We start from the raw sequence: 17,328 nt of genomic DNA on the forward strand, positions 1-17,328 counted from the left end.
CTTATGATAGTAAAACTATTTTTGTTTTTAAAATCCAGAAATTTACGTATTATTGCTGTTAATAGTTTGCTGTCAACGCTAGTTATAATAATTCTCAGCTCTAATGGAGCCTTAGAATTGGCAGAATTACATTTTTTTGATCACTTAGTTCAGAAAAGACCTGAACGTAGTATTGATCCCAATATAGTACTGGTAGGCATCACAGAATCAGATATAAAATATTTAAACGGTTGGCCAGTATCTGATCTTAAACTAACTCAGATTTTGACAAACATCAAAAAGCAAAATCCAAGGGTTATTGGATTAAATTTATATAGAGATATTCCTGTAATGGATGGCTATGATACCTTAGCTGACTTTTTCAGAAATACTAATAATATTATTGGCGTTGAATACTTAGATGAGTTCCCTCATCATATTGAGCCTCCAGTAGTTCTTAAAGAAAAGAAACTGGTAGGGATATCTAATTTTATTACTGACAGAGATTCCTCAGTTAGGCGTTATTTTCTTACTGTCTCTGTCAAAAGCGATGATAACAACCCAAAAATGAGCTTGGCTGTGATGCTTGCTTTTCGTTTTTTAGAAGAAGAAGATATTCAACTTAAGGCAGTCCCTAATACCAAATCTTCGTATCAATTAGGGGAGAGTATTTTTCATTTATTTAAAGAAAATGATGGTGGATATGCTCAAAAAAAAATTTATGGCAGCCAAATTTTAATAAATTATCGAGGTAACTCGTGTGAGAAAGTCGAACAATGTAAATTTCCTATCGTATCGGTAGAAGATATTCTAGAAGAACGAATAGACTCGGATTTTCTTGAGAATAAAGTTGTTATTTTAGGACCTTTTGCTTCTAGTCTTAGCGACTCGCATAGTACACCTTATACTAATAGTAATCAAAATTTATTCTCAGGTATTGAAATCCATGCTCATGTCACAAGTCAATTGATTGATGCAGCATTAAAAGGGGATGTTTTATTTCGGACATGGCATGAATTTTCAGAATGGGGTTGGCTGTTTTTATGGGCAATTCTAGGCTCAAGCTTTGGTCTCTATGCAACAAAAAGAAGGTTGGCTTTATTATTATTTATACCATTGTCATTGTCATCGTATGGAATAACCTATTGGCTTTTTCTTGAAAATATTTGGATTCCTTTTGTTGCTCCCTTTTCTAGCTTTACTCTAGCTATTGTCTCTAGCACGGCATTTATTGGAAGACTAGCAGGAAAAATTCGTAATACCTTTGGGCGATATTTAAGTGACGAAATCGTGGAGACTTTACTGGATAAACCTGGTGGTCTAAATTTGGGTGGTGAACGACGAACTATTACAATTCTAACTTCAGATCTTCGAGGTTTTACTAGTTTCTCTGAATGTCATGATCCAGAAGAAGTTATTGAAGTCCTCAATTTATATTTAGGAAAAATGGCTGATGTAATTACTAGATATTCAGGGACGATTGATGAATTTATGGGAGATGGGATCTTAGTTTTATTTGGGGCTCCTATTGAGCGTGATGATGATCCGGAAAGGGCGATCGCCTGTGCTATTTCTATGCAACAAGCTTTAGATAAAGTTAATGAGAAGATTATAGCAATGAATCTAAGACCTCTTGAAATGGGTATAGGAATAAATACAGGAGAAGTGTTAGTTGGTAATATTGGTTCAAAGAAACGATCAAAATATGGTGTTGTTGGTAATCAAGTCAATCTGACTTATCGTATAGAATCCTATACTTTAGGAGGCCAAATCCTCATTTCAGAGAATACTTACAAAAGTATAAAGGAACAAGACCAACTAATGATTCTTGGTTATGAGCAAGTCACGCCTAAAGGAATAACAAAAACGCTCACAATCTATGAAGTTGGTGGGATTAGAGGAAAATATGATCTCGATTTATCACAGCGAATTATACCCCGTGAAGTCAAAGTATTAAGACCTATACCCAAAGTAATACCTATTAATTTTTATTTTGTTGAAGGTAAGGACATTGAAGAGCAGCCTCACTTAGCATATATCCAAAAACTATCTGAGCATGAAGCATATTTACTCTTATCCAATTTTGAATTATTACTTCCCGAACCATTTTCAAATCTAAAACTCAATTTTTTTCCAGCAAATCCCCATAGTATCAAAGGTGATATTTACGCCAAAGTCCTAAAAAATGAAAGTCTAATTGCGCCACAATTTCATATAAGCTTCACTTCACTTCCTCAAGAAATTTATGGCGAGTTCTTGAAGATTATAAAATGTCATATTTGACAACTTTTTAATATCATATTTTTTAAAATAAAAACAGTTTAGTTATCTAGAACTATATGCATTGCTTCATGACTTTTTTTGACTATAAGCCAAGAAAATACTTCAATATCAATATTTATTTTGGTTGATTAAAGGTTTCCGATAAAGCTTTTATATTGGTTGGTAAATGCCTTATTTTTCTTGAGCCAACTCCTATGAAAAGCTCTACCATCTTCGCGACTGGGGCGATCTCCGTCTCTTGCTCTCTCTCTCTTCTACCTCTTTCAATTTCTGCGCAGCTTATACCAGATGCAACTTTGGGTTTAGAAAGTTCCGTAGTGAATCGCATTGATGCTACTAGGCAAGAGATTGGTGGTGGTGCACTCAGACAAACCAATCTTTTTCATAGTTTTCAAGAGTTTAATGTTCCAGCATTGGAGGAAGTTTATTTCGTTCCTGAAGCGTCTGTGCTCAATATTTTCACACGAGTAACAGGTAATAATTCCTCAGATATCCTCGGTAAGCTTGGGGTGTATGGTAGCCCAAATCTATTTCTAGTTAATCCGAATGGAATTTATTTTGGAGCAGATGCAAGTTTAGATATATTAGGTTCTTTTACAGCGTCAACAACAAGCAATATTCTGACAGAAGATGGTTTTGTCAGTATCAGTACTGCAACAAAAAATGAGTTGTTGACAGTCAATCCTAATGCTTTATTCAATAATGCATTCAGAGATTATCAGGGTGATATAGTTAATGCCGCAAATTTGGCGGTTGGGACTAATCAATCTCTAACCTTACAAGGGAATCAAGTTTCTCATAGTGGCTCATTGACTTCAGCAGAAGGAACGGTCACTGTTCTGGGAAGTGATGTTGTTCTAGATGATGCCATTATTAATGTTTCAGGTATCAATGGTGGAGATATTTATGTTCTAGGTGCTGATACGGTTCAAGTATCGAGTGCTTCGATTTTGGATGCTTCGGGAACAATTGATGGCGGTTTTATTGAGACTTCAGCACCGATCATAAATGTGACGGGACTAATTGATACCAGAGGAGAAATCGGAATTACAGGAACCTGGCTATTAGACCCAGTAGATATTCTGATTGATACAGCTTTGGCTGGCACAATCACCTCTAATTTAGCTTCAAGTAATGTTGAGGTTTCGACTCAGGGAGCAGGTAATGTAACGGGTACTGCTGTTTCATTTCCGGTTAGCAATGGTGACATCACACTCAATTCAAATGTTTCAAATCCGAATAGTAAGAATTCTCTAACACTAACTGGTAGAAGATTTATTCATGATTCTGGAAGTTTTGAGCTTGGTGGAGATTTAGTTTTTAATCTTAATGCAGTTAATTCGGAGATAAATCCTCCTTCAAACTCTATTAATAATGCCATCAATTCGATAGGTAATATAGCAGGAAAATCAACTATTAATTTACATGCTCCTGTAGGAGAAACTACAACTTTTGCGGGGAAAACTATAAACATCGATAAAGATGTCACACTTCAAGCTGCAACTCCAGCAAACTTGACTTATGGAACTTTCTTCGTAGGAGTAGATGAAGTTCCTATTGAAGTAGTCACAGGAGTAGAAACCTCTATTATTTTGAGTGGGAAAGGCGATCAACGAGTTATCGATATTATTAATAATAGATCAACAATTAATATCAACGATGTAACAATTACACGCGGAGAAACTGGAGCTGAAGGAAATCCAGTTGTAACAAGTGGTGGCGGAATTAGAATAATACCTGAAAATATAGAAGATCTAACAACGCCTAAAAGTATAGTCAATATTAACAACTCCAACATTTCAGGTAATAGTGCTAATTATGGGGGGGGAATTGCCAATGCTGGTGGTGAAGTGAATCTCAACAATTCAGTTATCTCTAATAACTCTGCGTCTGGAGACAGCTTGAGAGGGGGTATAGGAGGCGGGATTATGAACTGGGTTTCTGGTGGAGGGGGAATTGGGGTTTTAAACTTTCGTGGCAAAGTAAATATTACGCACTCTACTATTTCTAATAATGCTGCAAGTGATGTAGGTGGGGGAATTGCCAACCTTGCGGAACTAGATCTTCGTCATTCAGTTGTCTCTGATAATGAAGCTGGTCCAGAGGGTCTCAGACCGGGCGGAGGGGGTATTACTAACAATAGTCTTGGAGATGCAGTTATCTCTCAATCGCTGATCTCAGGCAACAAAGCTTTTGGATCTGGAGGGGGGATTTTTAATTTTTATGGAGAAGCAATCAGTCCTCCACTTCGTAGTTCAGTTTTTCTTAGTAATTCTACTATCTCTAATAATTTAGCTTCTGAAAACGGAGGAGGAATTGCCAACTATTTATATGGAATACAGCAAATTTCAGCCTAGCAAGGTGTATGAAGTAGTATAGGTGAGTTGACTGGTGAGGAAGAAAGTAGCATCTTGCCGAAAGCCTACTCATTAGACTTAAGACAGAAAATAGTGGATGCCTACGAAAGGGGTGGTGTGAGTCAAAGTAGTCTTGCCCGACAATTTGGAGTGGCGAAAAGTTTTGTACAAAAGCTCCTCGACCAAAAACGACTGACAGGGTCGATTGCTCCGAAAAAACGAAGCCAACAAACACCTCCCAAATTAAACGAAGAGCATCAAACAATATTGCGCCAGTTGCTCACCAAGAAAAACGATGCGACGCTAGCGGAACTATGTGATGAGATGGAGAAACGCACTGGTCTCCGTGTGGCCAATAGCACCATGCATCGCACCTTAAGAAGAATGGGATATAGCCTCAAAAAAAACATTCTATCCAGACCTTAAGGCGACAAAACGAGTGCAACAAGCCAGATATGATTTTTGGCAGAAAATGCAAGCGACTCTAGCGAAAAACTTGATTTTTATCGATGAATCGGGCGTGAACTTAGCCATGACAAGACTGAGGGCACGTTCTGAGAAAGGGAAACGAGCTTATAGTCCGAAATCCAGTAAACGAGGCAAGAATGTTTCTTTGATTGGAGCATTAGGCTTCAAGGGAATGGTCGCTAATTATCATCTGCTGGGGAGTACGGATGGATTAACCTTTGAAGCATTCATCAGCCAGAAGTTAATACCAAACTTATGGGCGGGAGCATGTGTGGTGATGGATAACTGTTCGATTCATTTAGGAGAGTCAGTACGCACAATGATTGAGGCCGTGGGAGCTAAGTTGATTTACCTTCCTCCCTATTCTCCAGATTTTTCACCCATTGAAAATTGCTGGTCAAAGTTGAAAAGTACCTTGAAAAGTATCGGGGCAAGAACTTATCTAGCTCTAGACAAGGCAATTGAGGTAGCTTTTTCCAAGATTACCCTTGATGATATTCGATGCTGGTTTACACATTGCTGCTATTGCACCTCACTCGACTAGAAATTGCTATAGCATTATTTATACAGACCAAAACACCGCACAATTTACTGTGTCTTGGGGAGGCTCAGACCTTGGCAGCAGCATTGCCACCTATGACATCTACGTTTCTGAAGATAATAGTGGCTTTGAACTTTGGCTTGACGATACAACGAATACATCTAGTAGCTATACCGGAGACTTCGACAAAACCTATAGCTTCTTTAGCGTTGCCACCGATAACGTCGGTAATACCGAAGAGCTTCCTTTATCCAGCGACGTATCTACTATCATCATGCTGAATAACGATCCAATTCTGCTCAATACCATCCCCGACCAAATCCTTGAAATAGAAGAGTTTTTTAACTTCACTTTCTTTAGCAAAACCTTCAAGGATGAAGACGATGACAACCTCATCTATACAGCAACCCTAGCAGACGGCCCCGCTCTACCTACCTGGTTAGACTTTGACCCCTCAACCCAAACCTTTAGCGGCACACCCACCTCCGACGAGACAATCACCGTCAAAGTAACCGCTGATGATAACAAAGGTGACACCATCAGCGATGAATTTAATTTCACAATCATTGATGGAAGCTTAAATGGTTCTGAAAACTGGATTTCTGTCCCCAGTACTTTCCAATACAGCATTAGTTTTGAAAACGAAGCAGTTTCGACAACATCGACTCAGGAAGTAACTATCACCCAGAACCTTGATCTTGATTTTGACTGGGATTCATTTGAACTAGATAGCTTTGGTTGGGGTGACTTTACTTTCGATGTTCCCAATGGTGAAGAGATTTCCTTTAATGATCAAATAAACTTCACAACCGATTATGGTTTTCTACTAGATATTTCTGGAGACTTTAATCCTGCCACTGGCGAAGCGATCTGGAACTTTAAAACCATTGATCCAGCAACAGGAGAACTTCCTGCAAATCCTAACCTTGCTTTCTTGATGCCAAATAACGCTCAGAATGGGGGGAAAGGTGTTGTCAAATATACAGTCAGTACTGATAGCAATCTACAGACTGGAGATATTCTCTATTCACAAGCTAACGTTATTTTTGATGGCGATGATTTAGTGGAAACACCAGAAATTTTTAGCATTGTTGATATCGATGCTCCGAGTAGCGGAGTTAACACGTTACCTACAATGACAACATCTGGCAACTTTGAGGTGAGCTGGTCAGGAACAGATAGTGGTAGTGGCATTGCATCCTATGACATTTACGTTTCTGAGAATGGCAGTAGCTTCAATCTCTGGCTTGACGATACCACCGACATAGCAGCAACCTACAACGGAGAGGACGGTAACACTTATAGTTTTTATAGTGTCGCTAAAGATAATGTCGGCAATGAAGAAAGTACACCATTAGGTGCCGATACAACTACGACGGTAGAGTTTGATCCTTTAACTGGAATGACAACAGAAGTTTATCGGTTCTACCGCAAAGATGCTGGGTCTCATTTGTATACGTCAGATCCTAATGAGATTGCTGTCTTCCGAGCTAATCCAGGAATTTTCACGGAAGAAGCAGGAGTAGCGACAAATGGTGCAATATTTTTAGCGGGTAATGCTCCCAGTGATGGATTAAAAGCTGTTCGTCGTTTTTATAACAAGCAAACAAATGGGCATTTCTTTACCTCTGATACAAATGAAATTGCGGCAGTCCAAGCTAATCAAGTAGCTGCAGGGGTGTTTCGAGATGAAGGTATAGCCTTTTATGCTTTAGAGGACTCTATTCCAAGCTTAGCAACGGACGTTTATAGATTCTCTAATATCAATACAGGCGCTCATTTCTTCACCAATTCTATTATCGAAAGAGATAGTGTTATCGCGAATCAAGTTGCCGCTGGATTCTTCCGCTTTGAAGGCGTTGGTTGGGAGGCGATCGCCTAAGATACTTAACCCTAAGAGTTATTGAGGGTAGTGAACTCTTGTTGAAACGAAAGAAAATGTCAGGATTGGGTAGCCAAGTTGGCATCCAAGACGAAACATCATTTTTCTTCGATAACGTGAGTTCTGGATAAGGAAAGAAAAGAAGAAAGCTCATATCGTGGCAGTTGAAACCAATCCACAGCTTTCTCCTATGCTTAGTTTAGACGCTTTATTTTGTGACGTTGACGATTTCTGCCCAGTCTTTGAACCTCAGTGGCATCAAGAATTACTTAGCTCTTGCAAAAGGTTATCGTCACCGTTCTAGAAGCCTAAGCTTGAGTGAGGTGATGACGATACTCATCGCTTTTCATCAATCTCACTATCGTAATTTCAAGCATTTCTATCTCCTGATGGTGCGACACTATTGGCAAAAAGCCTTTCCCAAAGCAGTGAGTTATCAACGCTTTGTGGCATGGATGCCCTCCAGCTTAGTGCCTCTATGTGCCTATTTATGTGACTGTTATGGAGATTGCACAGGCATTAGTTTCATTGATGCCACCAGTATCAAAGTTTGTCACAATCGCCGTATTGTCCAACATCGAGTCTTTAACGGTCATGCCGCTAGAGGTAAAACCTCTGTTGGGTGGTTCTTTGGCTTCAAACTCCATCTGGTCATTAATGATCGGGGAGAATTACTTCATGTACAAATCACTCCTGGCAATATTGATGACAGAAAGCCTGTCGTCGAACTGTTACGGAATTTATTCAGCAAAGTCTTTGGAGATAAGGGCTATGTGTCCCAAGCTCTGGCACAACATCTCAAAGAAGAACATGATGTGATGTTAATTGCTAAGCCTCGCCGCAATATGAAGAATCACTTGATGCTCTGGCAAGATACATTCATCGCTCGTAAACGAGCTTTGATTGAAACCGTGATTGACCAACTGAAGAACATTTCTCAGATTGAGCACTCTAGACATCGTAGTCCAGCGAACTTCTGCGTCAATTTGCTGTGTGGCTTGATTGCCTATTGTCATCAGCCTAAGAAACCTTCTCTCTAACTCAATTAGAGTCTCATTTCCTTATCCAGAACTCACGTTAATAAGCAATCCACCACTTTCTCCCATGACCAGTCTAGAACCTTTGTTTTGTTCCATTGATGATTTCTGCCAAGTCTTTGAACCTCAATGGCAACAACAATTACTGGCCTCGAAACAACGGCGGCGACGTCGCCCTAGAAGCCTTAGTCTCAGCGAGATAATGACGATATTGATTGCATTTCATCAATCTCACTATCGTCACTTCAAGTATTTCTATCTCATCAATGTGCGTCATCACTGGCGAGGAGCCTTTCCCAGAGCCGTGAGTGACCAACGTTTTGTGGAGTGGATGCCTTCGACGTTAGTACCTCTATGTGTCTACCTACAGCACAATGCACAGGTATTAGTTTCATTGATGCCACCAGTATCAAGGTTTGTCACAATCGCCGCATCTCTCCACATCGCGTTTTTGATGGTCATGCCGCTCGAGGTAAAACCTCTGTGGGTTGGTTCTTTGGCTTCAAACTACATCTGGTTATCAATGACCATGGCGAATTACTCAATGTTAAAATCACGCCTGGCAACACCAATGATAGAAAGCCGGTAGTGGAGCTTTTGAAAGGGTTATCGGGAAAAGTCTTTGCCGATAAAAGTTACGTCTCTCAAGCTCTGGCACAGTATTTACAAGAAGAATATGATGTGAGGCTTCTAGCTAAGCCTCGTCGCAATATGAAGAATCACCTGATGCTTTGGCGTGACAAAGTTTTGGCTCGTAAGCGAGCTTTAATTGAGACCGTCATTGACCAACTGAAGAATATTTCTCAGATTGAACACTCTCGCCATCGCAGTCCAGCGAACTTTTGTGTCAACTTGCTTTGCGGTCTCATTGCCTACTGTCATCAGCCTAAGAAACCCTCTCTTCAGCTTGATTAGAACCTCATTTCCTTATCCCGAACTCACGTTAGATTATGGGTATGGCTACTGCCATAAGTCAGAGAGGTTTATCGCAGAGAAGTTAGGTCATCGTACAGAACGAGTTAGCGTGATTGGAGGAAGGCGAGAGGGAGAGCAGATAGCACTGATGGTATTCGAGGGGTAAGCCATCAGCGCCTTAGTTTGGCAATGGGTAGAGGATTGATGAGTGCCAGGAGTTGATTGCGAGGGAAATTAGTAGTATGGATAATGCCAGTGTTCATCCAAAGGAAAGAATACAAACATTGGTGGCGAAGGCAGGATGTGAAGTGATATTTTTGCCACCCTACTCACCACACCTGAACAAGATAGAGAAGTTTTGGGGGAGGTTAAAGAAGGAGGTAAGTAAGCTCATCAAGAAGACTGAGGATTTGTTCGATGCCATCAGAATAGCCTTCTGTTCTATGTCCTAACCTTCTCCTTCGCTGCTATAAAACAAAATTCTTCCACCGCCCACTGGGTATAGACTGAGCCACCTTGATGAGGGTCTCATCAGAGGGCAGCTTGCGACGCTGTCGGCTGGCATGAGAATAATTGCCTTTGTATCGTCCCAGCTCTACTTCAATCCCGGCCAATTCAGCCAACTGAGTCAATGCAACGGTTCCACGTTTACGCTGTCGAGTATCCGGCTTGATTGATAGCAACGTATCTACCAAGATCTTCTCCGTTATCGGCTTATGTAGAGGCAGCTTTTTGAATATCTGGTGATAATCACTGCGGTAGGTATTGCGAACTTGAGCGGTGTCAGCTCTGCGATGGAAGTAGTCTTGTTTAAACCGAGCACACCACTCCTCACAGGTGAGACCTTCCTCATCGATATACAACGACCAATCAAACTCATTACAAGCGAGTAAGCCTGCCAATTTGATTGCTTCGCCTCGGGCGCGAATCAAGCCAGCAGGATTCGCAGGAAGCCCTAAAGAGATGCGTTGTTGATAAGGAACTGACTTTTTGGACTTAAATTTGGGTGGTAACTTCGCTCTTAAGGAAAGCTTGCCACCTCTCATTTCCACTGTAATACCAAGGCTTAGAGCCTTTAGCTCGGCGTTAATTTGAGTCAAATTCATGGACTAAATTTGGACTAAATCAGACGTTCCAAGCAAGGGAATGTAAAATTATGTTGCCAATAGGATTCGAGAATGAGTGCTCACTATCCCACATTTAGTGTGACGCGAGAATTTATTCCACATATAGTGGCTCGAGGCAGATTTGAACTGCCGACCTTGGGCTTATGAGGAGTCGCGGCATTTAGTCTAGACCCCCTACTATACAAGGTTTATAGAGCGATTTCACCTTGTCGGGAATAGTCTGAAATGGTGAGTCAGGTACCCGTTTCGAAAGGTGATCGCCCCCAAACTCAGAGGGAAAAATACAATTAGGTCGCCGCAATTTTCCCAACGAGAAGAAGCGATATATGCAAACAACAAATGAAGAAGAACAATATCAAAGAGTTAGATAAGCTTAGGATGTCTGCTCACCTCTGAGGTCATATGGCAGAGCTGGAATTAGTAAGAACGAAACGAAAGGCACTCTACTACAAAGAAATCCTTGCGACTGAGCCGAGTGAAATTGCCCTAGAGATGACGAAAATCCCGGCAGGTGGCTTCTGGATGGGAACCCCGAACGAGGAAATAGAACGAATCTGCAAAGAATATAGTGATGAGTGGTATCGAAATGAATCGCCACAGCATTGGGTAAATATCCCCAAATTTTTTATTGGGAAATATCAGGTAACCCAAGCCCAATGGCGAGTTGTTGCAGGATGGGAGGAAGTAGAGCGATCGCTGAAACCAGAACCATTGAACTGGAAAGGAGATGACTTACCTGTGGAGAGGGTGTCATGGCTAGAGGCGAAAGAGTTTTGTGCGCGGCTAAGTAGAGAATCTCGACGCAATTATCGACTGCCAACAGAAGCAGAATGGGAGTATGCCTGTCGTGCAGTATGGTCTGAAGAGTTTTTAACAAAGCAAGATCAGAAGCAATGGAATGAGAACCATCAACAGCCCTTTCATTTCGGGGAAACATTAAGTGACGAAGTCGCTAACTATGCCGCGAATAATGTTTATGGCAGGGGTACATCAGGGGAATACCGAAAAGAAACAACAGCAGTGGGAAGCTTCCCGGCGAATAACTTTGGGCTATATGATATGCATGGTAATGTCTCGGAGTGGTGCGAAGATGATTTCCATGAGAGTTATGAAAATGCCCCTGATGACGGTTCTGCATGGTTAAAAAAAGACAGCAATAGAAAAATTCGACGCGGCGGTGATTGGTACAGCCATCCGTGGTTCTGTCGGTCTGCGTCTCGCTACCACAATTCGCGCGACAGCAGGAACGGCCTCATCGGTTTTCGGGTTGCCTGTTCTTTCCCAGAGATCCCTTAACACTTATCCCTTAACCCTCTGCGATTTTTTGTAGTATGCATGTAACTCGAATACCGAAAAGATCAAAATAGCAACAAACAGGTCATCAATCTCGCCTTACGGCGATCAATTTTTCTGAGACGGTTAAAAGTTAGCTTATTCCTCTAGTTCCGGGCGGACAAAAGAATATTGACTGAAAATATCGCGCCGAAGGGTTTTCGTATCCCCATGCTTGAGGTGAGCTTCCCAGCTTTGGAGCCGTAGCTGTAAATCTGCCAGAGAAATCATTCCCGTCGCATAATCCTGTTGCAACTGTTTCAGGCGATGTCTAGCGCGGCGCAGATTATCATTTCTGACCCGCACCCGATCCGGCAAAATCCTAAATCTCACAAAATTTGCTCCGTATTTTGTTTCAAACAGTTGGCTTTTGATCGGATGCATACGTAGCCTCAACCCCTCCAAATAATCACGAATAGCAACTTTGGCATCCTTGAGAAAACCATAATCATTACTAAAAAGCGCGTAGTCATCCACATACCGCAGGTATTTTCGAGCGTGGAGTTGTTCTTTTACGAAATGATCAAAACCATTGAGATAGAAATTCGCAAAAAACTGGCTGGTCAGATTGCCAATCGGTAGACCATGACGACGCTCTAAAGGAGTTAGAAGAGTATCCCCCGGAAAATAATGATGCACTGGCTCCTGAGGATTGCTGTAGTCAATAATTAGATCAATCAACCAAAGCGTATCCTTGCATTTGATTTTGTGGTGGAGTTGAGCCTTCAGAATCTGGTGATCGATGCTCGGAAAATATTTGGAAATGTCGCACTGCAAAATGTAGCGACTAGACCGCGCAAGTGTAATGAACTGCTTTAAAGCACGGTGGGTTCCATATCCAGTTCGGTTGGCGTAGGTGGTATCGATCAACGATTTATCTAGCAGAGGGACGATCACATTACATAACGCATGGTGAATCACTCGATCTCGATAGGGAGCAGCGGAAATCAAGCGAGGTTTGGGGTCAAAAATCCGAAAAGTACGATATCCACCAGGTCGGTAGCTTTTGGTGATGAGTTCATGCCGTAACTTCAGTAGATTACGTTCTCGTTGATTATTAAAAGCGAGGACATTATCCCGATAACGTTTGCTTTTCTGGGCTTGTTTCGAGGCATCTAGTAAATTCTGAAAATCAATAATCTTTCCCCAAAGATTTTCGTAGCGTTTCACGGAGCTATCGTTTCTTTTGCTGTGATTGTTGCTTGAGCCAACCGCCTAATTCATGACCAAGATCATCAAGTAACTGCGATGCAAACTCATAGCGCTGGGTCGATATCAATTCAAAATCGTGAAGTAAACGAGTTTGATACATCAGTACATTGAGTTCACCAGAGAGCGTTTCTAGGATCGGTGTTTTATCTTTCGCATACCTAGCTCTGAGTAGATTTTCGAGTAGGCCATAGAGAACATCACTCATGCGGGAACCCAAACTAAACCGAAAATCCTTGGGTAATCGATTCAGGATCGGGATGTACCATTTCAGGAGGTCATAGGTTTTCTGAATAATCGATAGCTCACTCATCGGCTGCACTCCAGAACGTATTACGGCGATGAAGAGAATCTATATCTGGCAAATGTCCTAGACGCTCCTAAATATAGAAAACGTTAGAGAAATTTTTGAAACTCTACTCGATAATGATGGTGGGATAGGCAAGTAAAAGCGGCGGTGATTGGAACAACAATCCGAGGAACTGTCGGTCTGCGTATCGAAACAACAATTCGCGCGACAACAGGAACAACAACATCGGTTTTCGGGTTGCCTGTTCTTTCCCCGTACTTCCTTGTGCCAGAGTTGGCGGGTGGGAATTCGTCGAGAGTGTGAAGGGGAGTCCAGACCTATTCCGGCGATGTCTAGAGGTTTCTCTAGGTATCCGAAAATCAAAGGGGCTAGAGGGCTTAGTAGGTTTAGGTTCTAAATGCGAAACGTTGTCTAGCTCCGCCCTAATTGTGTAGAAATCTCCGGTAATCCAGATGCCGCGAATCATCTTAAGACAACGTCCTCAGACGGCTCAATATTTCACGGAAGACCTTGATGGTGTGGATCTGGATATGATGCAGATACCAGCAGGAACCTTCGTGATGGGGTCACCGGAGACAGAAGAGGACAGAGACGACGACGAAGGCCCTCAGCATATGGTGAGAGTGTCAGAGTTTTGTTTGGGGAGGTATCCAATAACTCAAGCCCAATGGCGGGTTGTTGCGGGGTGGGAGCAGGTAGAACAAACATTAGAGCCTGAGCCATCAAACTTCAAAGGTGAGGATCTTCTACCTGTGGAGCAAGTGTCATGGCTGGATGCTAAGGAGTTTTGTGCGAGGCTAAATCAAAGAACGAAAGGGAAAAACTATAGGTTCCCCAGCGAAGCGGAATGGGAATATGCCTGTAGAGCAACTACGAAGATGCCTCCTAACCCTCCGGTGGGAGATGGCGGAGTGATTCAAATATGGAATCAGAAATATCACAAGCCATTTAGTTTTGGGAAGACGCTGACCTCAGAAATAGCCAACTATCGTGCGAATTACACCTATGGCAGAGGGATTGAAGGCGAGTATAGACAGAAAACAACTCCTGTGGGTTCATTTCCAGCGAATGACTTTGGGCTGAGTGATATGCACGGAAATGTAGGTGAGTGGTGTGAGGATGATTGGCATGGCGATTATAAAAATGCACCAACAGATGGCAGCGTATGGCTTGACGAAACAGATGACGAAGATACTCCAAAAGTAATACGCGGCGGTGATTGGTACAGCAATCCGAGGTACTGTCGGTCTGCGTGTCGAATCAACTATTCGCGCGTCTTCAGGGACTTCGACATCGGTTTTCGGGTTGCCTGTTCTTTCCCCGGGATCCCTTAACACTTATCCCTTAACCCTCTGCAATTTTTTGTAGTATGCATGTAGGTTTTAGGCTAAGAAGATCAACATTGCAACAAATGAACTATGAAATCTCGCCGTGAGGCGATCATTTTTTGAGATTGAGCAGTACTGGTTGATTATTTGTTTCAGAATTTTAGAGGTGTGCATCAATCACTGTAGATTTAGATAGAATGACCGAAATTGCTAAGGATTTAGTATGGCGATTGTTGAGTTTAAGCGAGATGACGGGTCTTCTATCTATATGGAAGTAGAGGACAAACTAGCTGGATCCACCCCTGCGACGCACCCCGATCTCGAAGGCTTAGCGGGTATTGGTGATGTTGCGGAGAATTTGATTCATGCCGCATCACAAACCTTTGAAGGCGCAATGTCCAGCATCAAAGATATTGGCAATAGTATCGGTGAAAATATTGTCCAAAGAGTGCAGGAAATGAATGAACCTGCGGATGAAGTTGAAGTGACGTTTGGTGTTAATCTGGCTGCGGATCTTGGGGCGATTGTCGCGAAAACTGGTGGCGAGGTTAATTACGAAATCACCCTGAAATGGGATAACCGAGAGAAGAATAAGCAGAAAAAATTAGAACAGCAGCAGCGTCAACAACAGCAAGCTGAACAGACGGAAGATTCGGAAGAATAGATGGGTTTGAATCTAGTTACAGCAAGAATCCTGGAAAGGGATGGTATATCAACGGCTGGATCTGGGTTTCTGTTTTCGGGTCGCTATCTCATGACTTGTGCCCATGTTGTTCTGTTCGCTTTAGGTTTGAAAACAAATACTCAAGAGGTTCCGACAGGAGAGATTTCGCTGGAGTTTCCTTGTTTGGATGATGGTAGTGAGGACAACGATGAAATTCGAATTTACAAAGCAAAGGTTGTGAAAGAGGGATGGCATCCGACGGTTGTGCCGAGAAAAGTATTAAAGGATGTGGCCGTACTGGAGTTGATTGGTGATTCTCCAGACATTCTTAATCCGGTCGGTAATCTAGTTAAGTTCAAAACATTAACTCGTGAACAGCTAATTGGTCGCAAGATCGCTGCTTTTGGTTTCCCCAAGGGAAATGTTGATGGTGAAAATGCCTATGGTGAAGTCGTCGATATATCCGGTCGAGGATTAGTAGAGATTGATGGTGAGCAGCGTGGCTCAAAAATTAAACAGGGCTTTAGTGGCACTGCAATTTTTGACAGAGAGAATAAGGTTATTTTGGGGATTGCAAAAAGGGTTAATGCAGACGATCCAAATGCTAAGGTTGCTTTGATGATTCCAACCCGGCTACTCCTAAGGGCATGGGAGCCTCTTGCCTCATATTGTGAGAGTAATACAGTGGAGGATTTATTAGATATTCTGCAAACGCAGCAACCTATGGAAGCGTTAATCGCACAGCTATATTTCTCTATTTTGAAAGATAAAGGTGTTCTGCCGAGAGTCGCTGGAGATGATTCGCTTAATACCCTTGAGAAACAACTTGATGATTTATCAAAGCGTTCGGAATTACAGACATTAGTCCTACAACTGAAGGCAATTAAAGCTTCCGATACAGATTTCTGTGAGCAGCTAGAAACATGGCTGACTAAATATTTTCCTTCCTCTGTTGACACGAAAAAAGGTAAGGGAGGCAAAGGAAAAGACTCGCTTAAAATAGTTCGGAAACCAGCTTTGTTTCTGAAATTTGAGCGTAGTACACCACTACCGGGACAATCGAAAAAGTCAGTTGTTGCTAAGGCATGGCTGATACAAGATATAGACCAATATCATCGTCATAATTGTGCTGAGAAAACTTACTTTATTGGTGAAACTGATATCGACTTAGCCTGTAAAAAGTCGATGACAGCCTATGTTAATTCGGTGTCTCGTCAGTGTCATAGTTATCTAGCTCAAACTGAAGAAGAGACGATTTGTATACAACGAATCTATTTTTCATTCCCAACGATCGCCAGCCTGTACCAGAAATCAAAGCTTTGTCATCTCGATGCATGGTTAAAGGAATCATTCTCTGGGTTGTGTATTGGGGAGAAATGCCCAATTATTTTGAATCTGGAAGAAGAGCAGGATAATCTGGCAAAAAATCCGGAGTTTATTCAAACAGCAATCTTACGACGGGCAAAATCGAAACTTGTCAGTCAGAGTTTAGATGACCCGACAACTGCACTGATTGAGGTTCTGCCCCACACTCCAGTCAAACAATTTAAGCTCAATATCTATCCAGAAAGTCGGGCGGCGATCGCCTTTGAAAAGTACCTAACCTCCCAGAAGCGAGAAGAGGTTATTTTCGAGACTTTAAAAGCAGGTTTGATCATCGTGGTCTGGACAAAGAAAAACTGCGATCGCCTAAAGAGAAATTCCCGCAAGGCATTGGAAGAGCTGTTTGAGGACTGTTTGCTAAAAGATTTACCGCAGGCTATCTATGAAGCACGTCGAGATGCCTGTGATGCCCAGACTGAAGAACATTGTGAGCACATTGGTAAAAATGTTGTGATCTTGTGGAACTTACCGAAGCCAACTAACCATTTACAATTACCTAAACCAGCCTAAGCA

General features: G+C 41.9%; 13 protein-coding genes and 3 pseudogenes. 12 read left to right on the forward strand and 4 right to left on the reverse strand.

What is annotated here, in order from left to right:
- The first annotated feature begins 3 nt into the window (after positions 1-3).
- From LEPTO7376_RS18880 to LEPTO7376_RS29245, 8 genes and pseudogenes are all read left to right on the forward strand, one after another.
- Positions 4-2,262 carry a CHASE2 domain-containing protein gene (locus tag LEPTO7376_RS18880; protein WP_015135690.1) on the forward strand — a complete coding sequence of 753 codons (2,259 nt, stop codon included), beginning with the start codon at positions 4-6 and terminating at the stop codon, positions 2,260-2,262.
- Between the two features lie 194 nt (positions 2,263-2,456).
- Entirely contained in the window at positions 2,457-4,619 is a 2,163-nt protein-coding gene (locus LEPTO7376_RS23915) for a filamentous hemagglutinin N-terminal domain-containing protein (protein WP_015135691.1), read from the forward strand.
- A 27-nt stretch (positions 4,620-4,646) separates the two neighbouring features.
- Positions 4,647-5,045, forward strand: a complete 399-nt coding sequence (locus LEPTO7376_RS27905; protein ID WP_225901096.1) for a transposase — start codon at positions 4,647-4,649, stop codon at positions 5,043-5,045.
- A 13-nt stretch (positions 5,046-5,058) separates the two neighbouring features.
- On the forward strand, positions 5,059-5,631 hold the full coding sequence (locus LEPTO7376_RS27910) for an IS630 family transposase (protein ID WP_041763060.1): 573 nt from the start codon (positions 5,059-5,061) through the stop codon (positions 5,629-5,631).
- Positions 5,579-7,510: a putative Ig domain-containing protein gene (locus LEPTO7376_RS18900; protein WP_041764141.1), complete on the forward strand. Its 1,932-nt coding sequence runs from the start codon at positions 5,579-5,581 to the stop codon at positions 7,508-7,510. The genes LEPTO7376_RS27910 and LEPTO7376_RS18900 overlap by 53 nt, the downstream gene beginning before the upstream one ends.
- Before the next feature lie 190 nt (positions 7,511-7,700).
- A pseudogene (locus LEPTO7376_RS18905) lies at positions 7,701-8,550 on the forward strand (IS982 family transposase).
- A gap of 64 nt (positions 8,551-8,614) precedes the next feature.
- Positions 8,615-9,462, forward strand: a pseudogene (locus tag LEPTO7376_RS18910) (IS982 family transposase).
- A 25-nt stretch (positions 9,463-9,487) separates the two neighbouring features.
- Positions 9,488-9,914: pseudogene (locus tag LEPTO7376_RS29245) on the forward strand (transposase); the annotation flags it as partial.
- Positions 9,915-9,929: 15 nt separating this feature from the next.
- On the opposite strand, the gene LEPTO7376_RS18920 reads toward LEPTO7376_RS29245, so the two are convergent.
- Positions 9,930-10,568: a hypothetical protein gene (locus tag LEPTO7376_RS18920; protein WP_051188823.1), complete on the reverse strand. Its 639-nt coding sequence runs from the start codon at positions 10,566-10,568 to the stop codon at positions 9,930-9,932.
- A gap of 423 nt (positions 10,569-10,991) precedes the next feature.
- Here LEPTO7376_RS18920 and LEPTO7376_RS18925 point away from each other — a divergent pair, with 423 nt between their 5' ends.
- Positions 10,992-11,885, forward strand: coding sequence for a formylglycine-generating enzyme family protein (locus tag LEPTO7376_RS18925; protein ID WP_015135693.1), 894 nt, complete (start codon positions 10,992-10,994; stop codon positions 11,883-11,885).
- A gap of 135 nt (positions 11,886-12,020) precedes the next feature.
- Here the strand turns inward: LEPTO7376_RS18925 and LEPTO7376_RS18930 are convergent, their stop codons facing one another.
- From LEPTO7376_RS18930 to LEPTO7376_RS26605, 3 genes are all read right to left on the reverse strand, one after another.
- Positions 12,021-13,091 (reverse strand): RNA-directed DNA polymerase, encoded by a 1,071-nt coding sequence (locus LEPTO7376_RS18930; RefSeq protein WP_015135694.1) that lies wholly within the window; start codon positions 13,089-13,091, stop codon positions 12,021-12,023.
- Between the two features lie 4 nt (positions 13,092-13,095).
- A complete protein-coding gene (gene avd, locus LEPTO7376_RS18935; protein ID WP_015135695.1) occupies positions 13,096-13,443 on the reverse strand; it encodes a diversity-generating retroelement protein Avd in 348 nt (115 codons plus the stop codon).
- A gap of 103 nt (positions 13,444-13,546) precedes the next feature.
- Positions 13,547-13,906 carry a hypothetical protein gene (locus LEPTO7376_RS26605; protein ID WP_160148518.1) on the reverse strand — a complete coding sequence of 120 codons (360 nt, stop codon included), beginning with the start codon at positions 13,904-13,906 and terminating at the stop codon, positions 13,547-13,549.
- Between LEPTO7376_RS26605 and LEPTO7376_RS18940 the strand changes: the two genes are divergently transcribed.
- The 3 genes from LEPTO7376_RS18940 (at position 13,893) to LEPTO7376_RS18950 (ending at position 17,325) form a co-directional block, all read left to right on the forward strand.
- Positions 13,893-14,774, forward strand: a complete 882-nt coding sequence (locus LEPTO7376_RS18940) for a formylglycine-generating enzyme family protein (RefSeq protein WP_015135696.1) — start codon at positions 13,893-13,895, stop codon at positions 14,772-14,774. The genes LEPTO7376_RS26605 and LEPTO7376_RS18940 overlap by 14 nt on opposite strands.
- Positions 14,775-14,991: 217 nt before the next feature.
- Positions 14,992-15,432, forward strand: a complete 441-nt coding sequence (locus LEPTO7376_RS26975; RefSeq protein WP_015135697.1) for a CU044_2847 family protein — start codon at positions 14,992-14,994, stop codon at positions 15,430-15,432.
- Positions 15,433-17,325, forward strand: a complete 1,893-nt coding sequence (locus tag LEPTO7376_RS18950; protein WP_015135698.1) for a trypsin-like peptidase domain-containing protein — start codon at positions 15,433-15,435, stop codon at positions 17,323-17,325. It begins immediately after the preceding gene.
- Positions 17,326-17,328: the final 3 nt, after the last annotated feature.

Origin of the sequence: [Leptolyngbya] sp. PCC 7376, assembly GCF_000316605.1 — a bacterium.
Classification (GTDB): Bacteria; Cyanobacteriota; Cyanobacteriia; order Cyanobacteriales; family MRBY01; genus MRBY01.

Excerpts from the sequence above, each read along its gene's own strand:
- LEPTO7376_RS18940 (WP_015135696.1), top strand. The coding sequence starts at position 13,893 with ATGCCGCGAATCATCTTAAGACAACGTCCTCAGACGGCTCAATATTTC.
- LEPTO7376_RS18950 (WP_015135698.1), top strand. The coding sequence starts at position 15,433 with ATGGGTTTGAATCTAGTTACAGCAAGAATCCTGGAAAGGGATGGTATA.
- LEPTO7376_RS26975 (WP_015135697.1), top strand. The coding sequence starts at position 14,992 with ATGGCGATTGTTGAGTTTAAGCGAGATGACGGGTCTTCTATCTATATG.
- avd (WP_015135695.1), bottom strand. The coding sequence starts at position 13,443 with ATGAGTGAGCTATCGATTATTCAGAAAACCTATGACCTCCTGAAATGG.
- LEPTO7376_RS18925 (WP_015135693.1), top strand. The coding sequence starts at position 10,992 with ATGGCAGAGCTGGAATTAGTAAGAACGAAACGAAAGGCACTCTACTAC.
- LEPTO7376_RS18920 (WP_051188823.1), bottom strand. The coding sequence starts at position 10,568 with ATGAATTTGACTCAAATTAACGCCGAGCTAAAGGCTCTAAGCCTTGGT.
- LEPTO7376_RS18880 (WP_015135690.1), top strand. The coding sequence starts at position 4 with ATGATAGTAAAACTATTTTTGTTTTTAAAATCCAGAAATTTACGTATT.
- LEPTO7376_RS23915 (WP_015135691.1), top strand. The coding sequence starts at position 2,457 with ATGAAAAGCTCTACCATCTTCGCGACTGGGGCGATCTCCGTCTCTTGC.
- LEPTO7376_RS18900 (WP_041764141.1), top strand. The coding sequence starts at position 5,579 with ATGATATTCGATGCTGGTTTACACATTGCTGCTATTGCACCTCACTCG.
- LEPTO7376_RS26605 (WP_160148518.1), bottom strand. The coding sequence starts at position 13,906 with ATGATTCGCGGCATCTGGATTACCGGAGATTTCTACACAATTAGGGCG.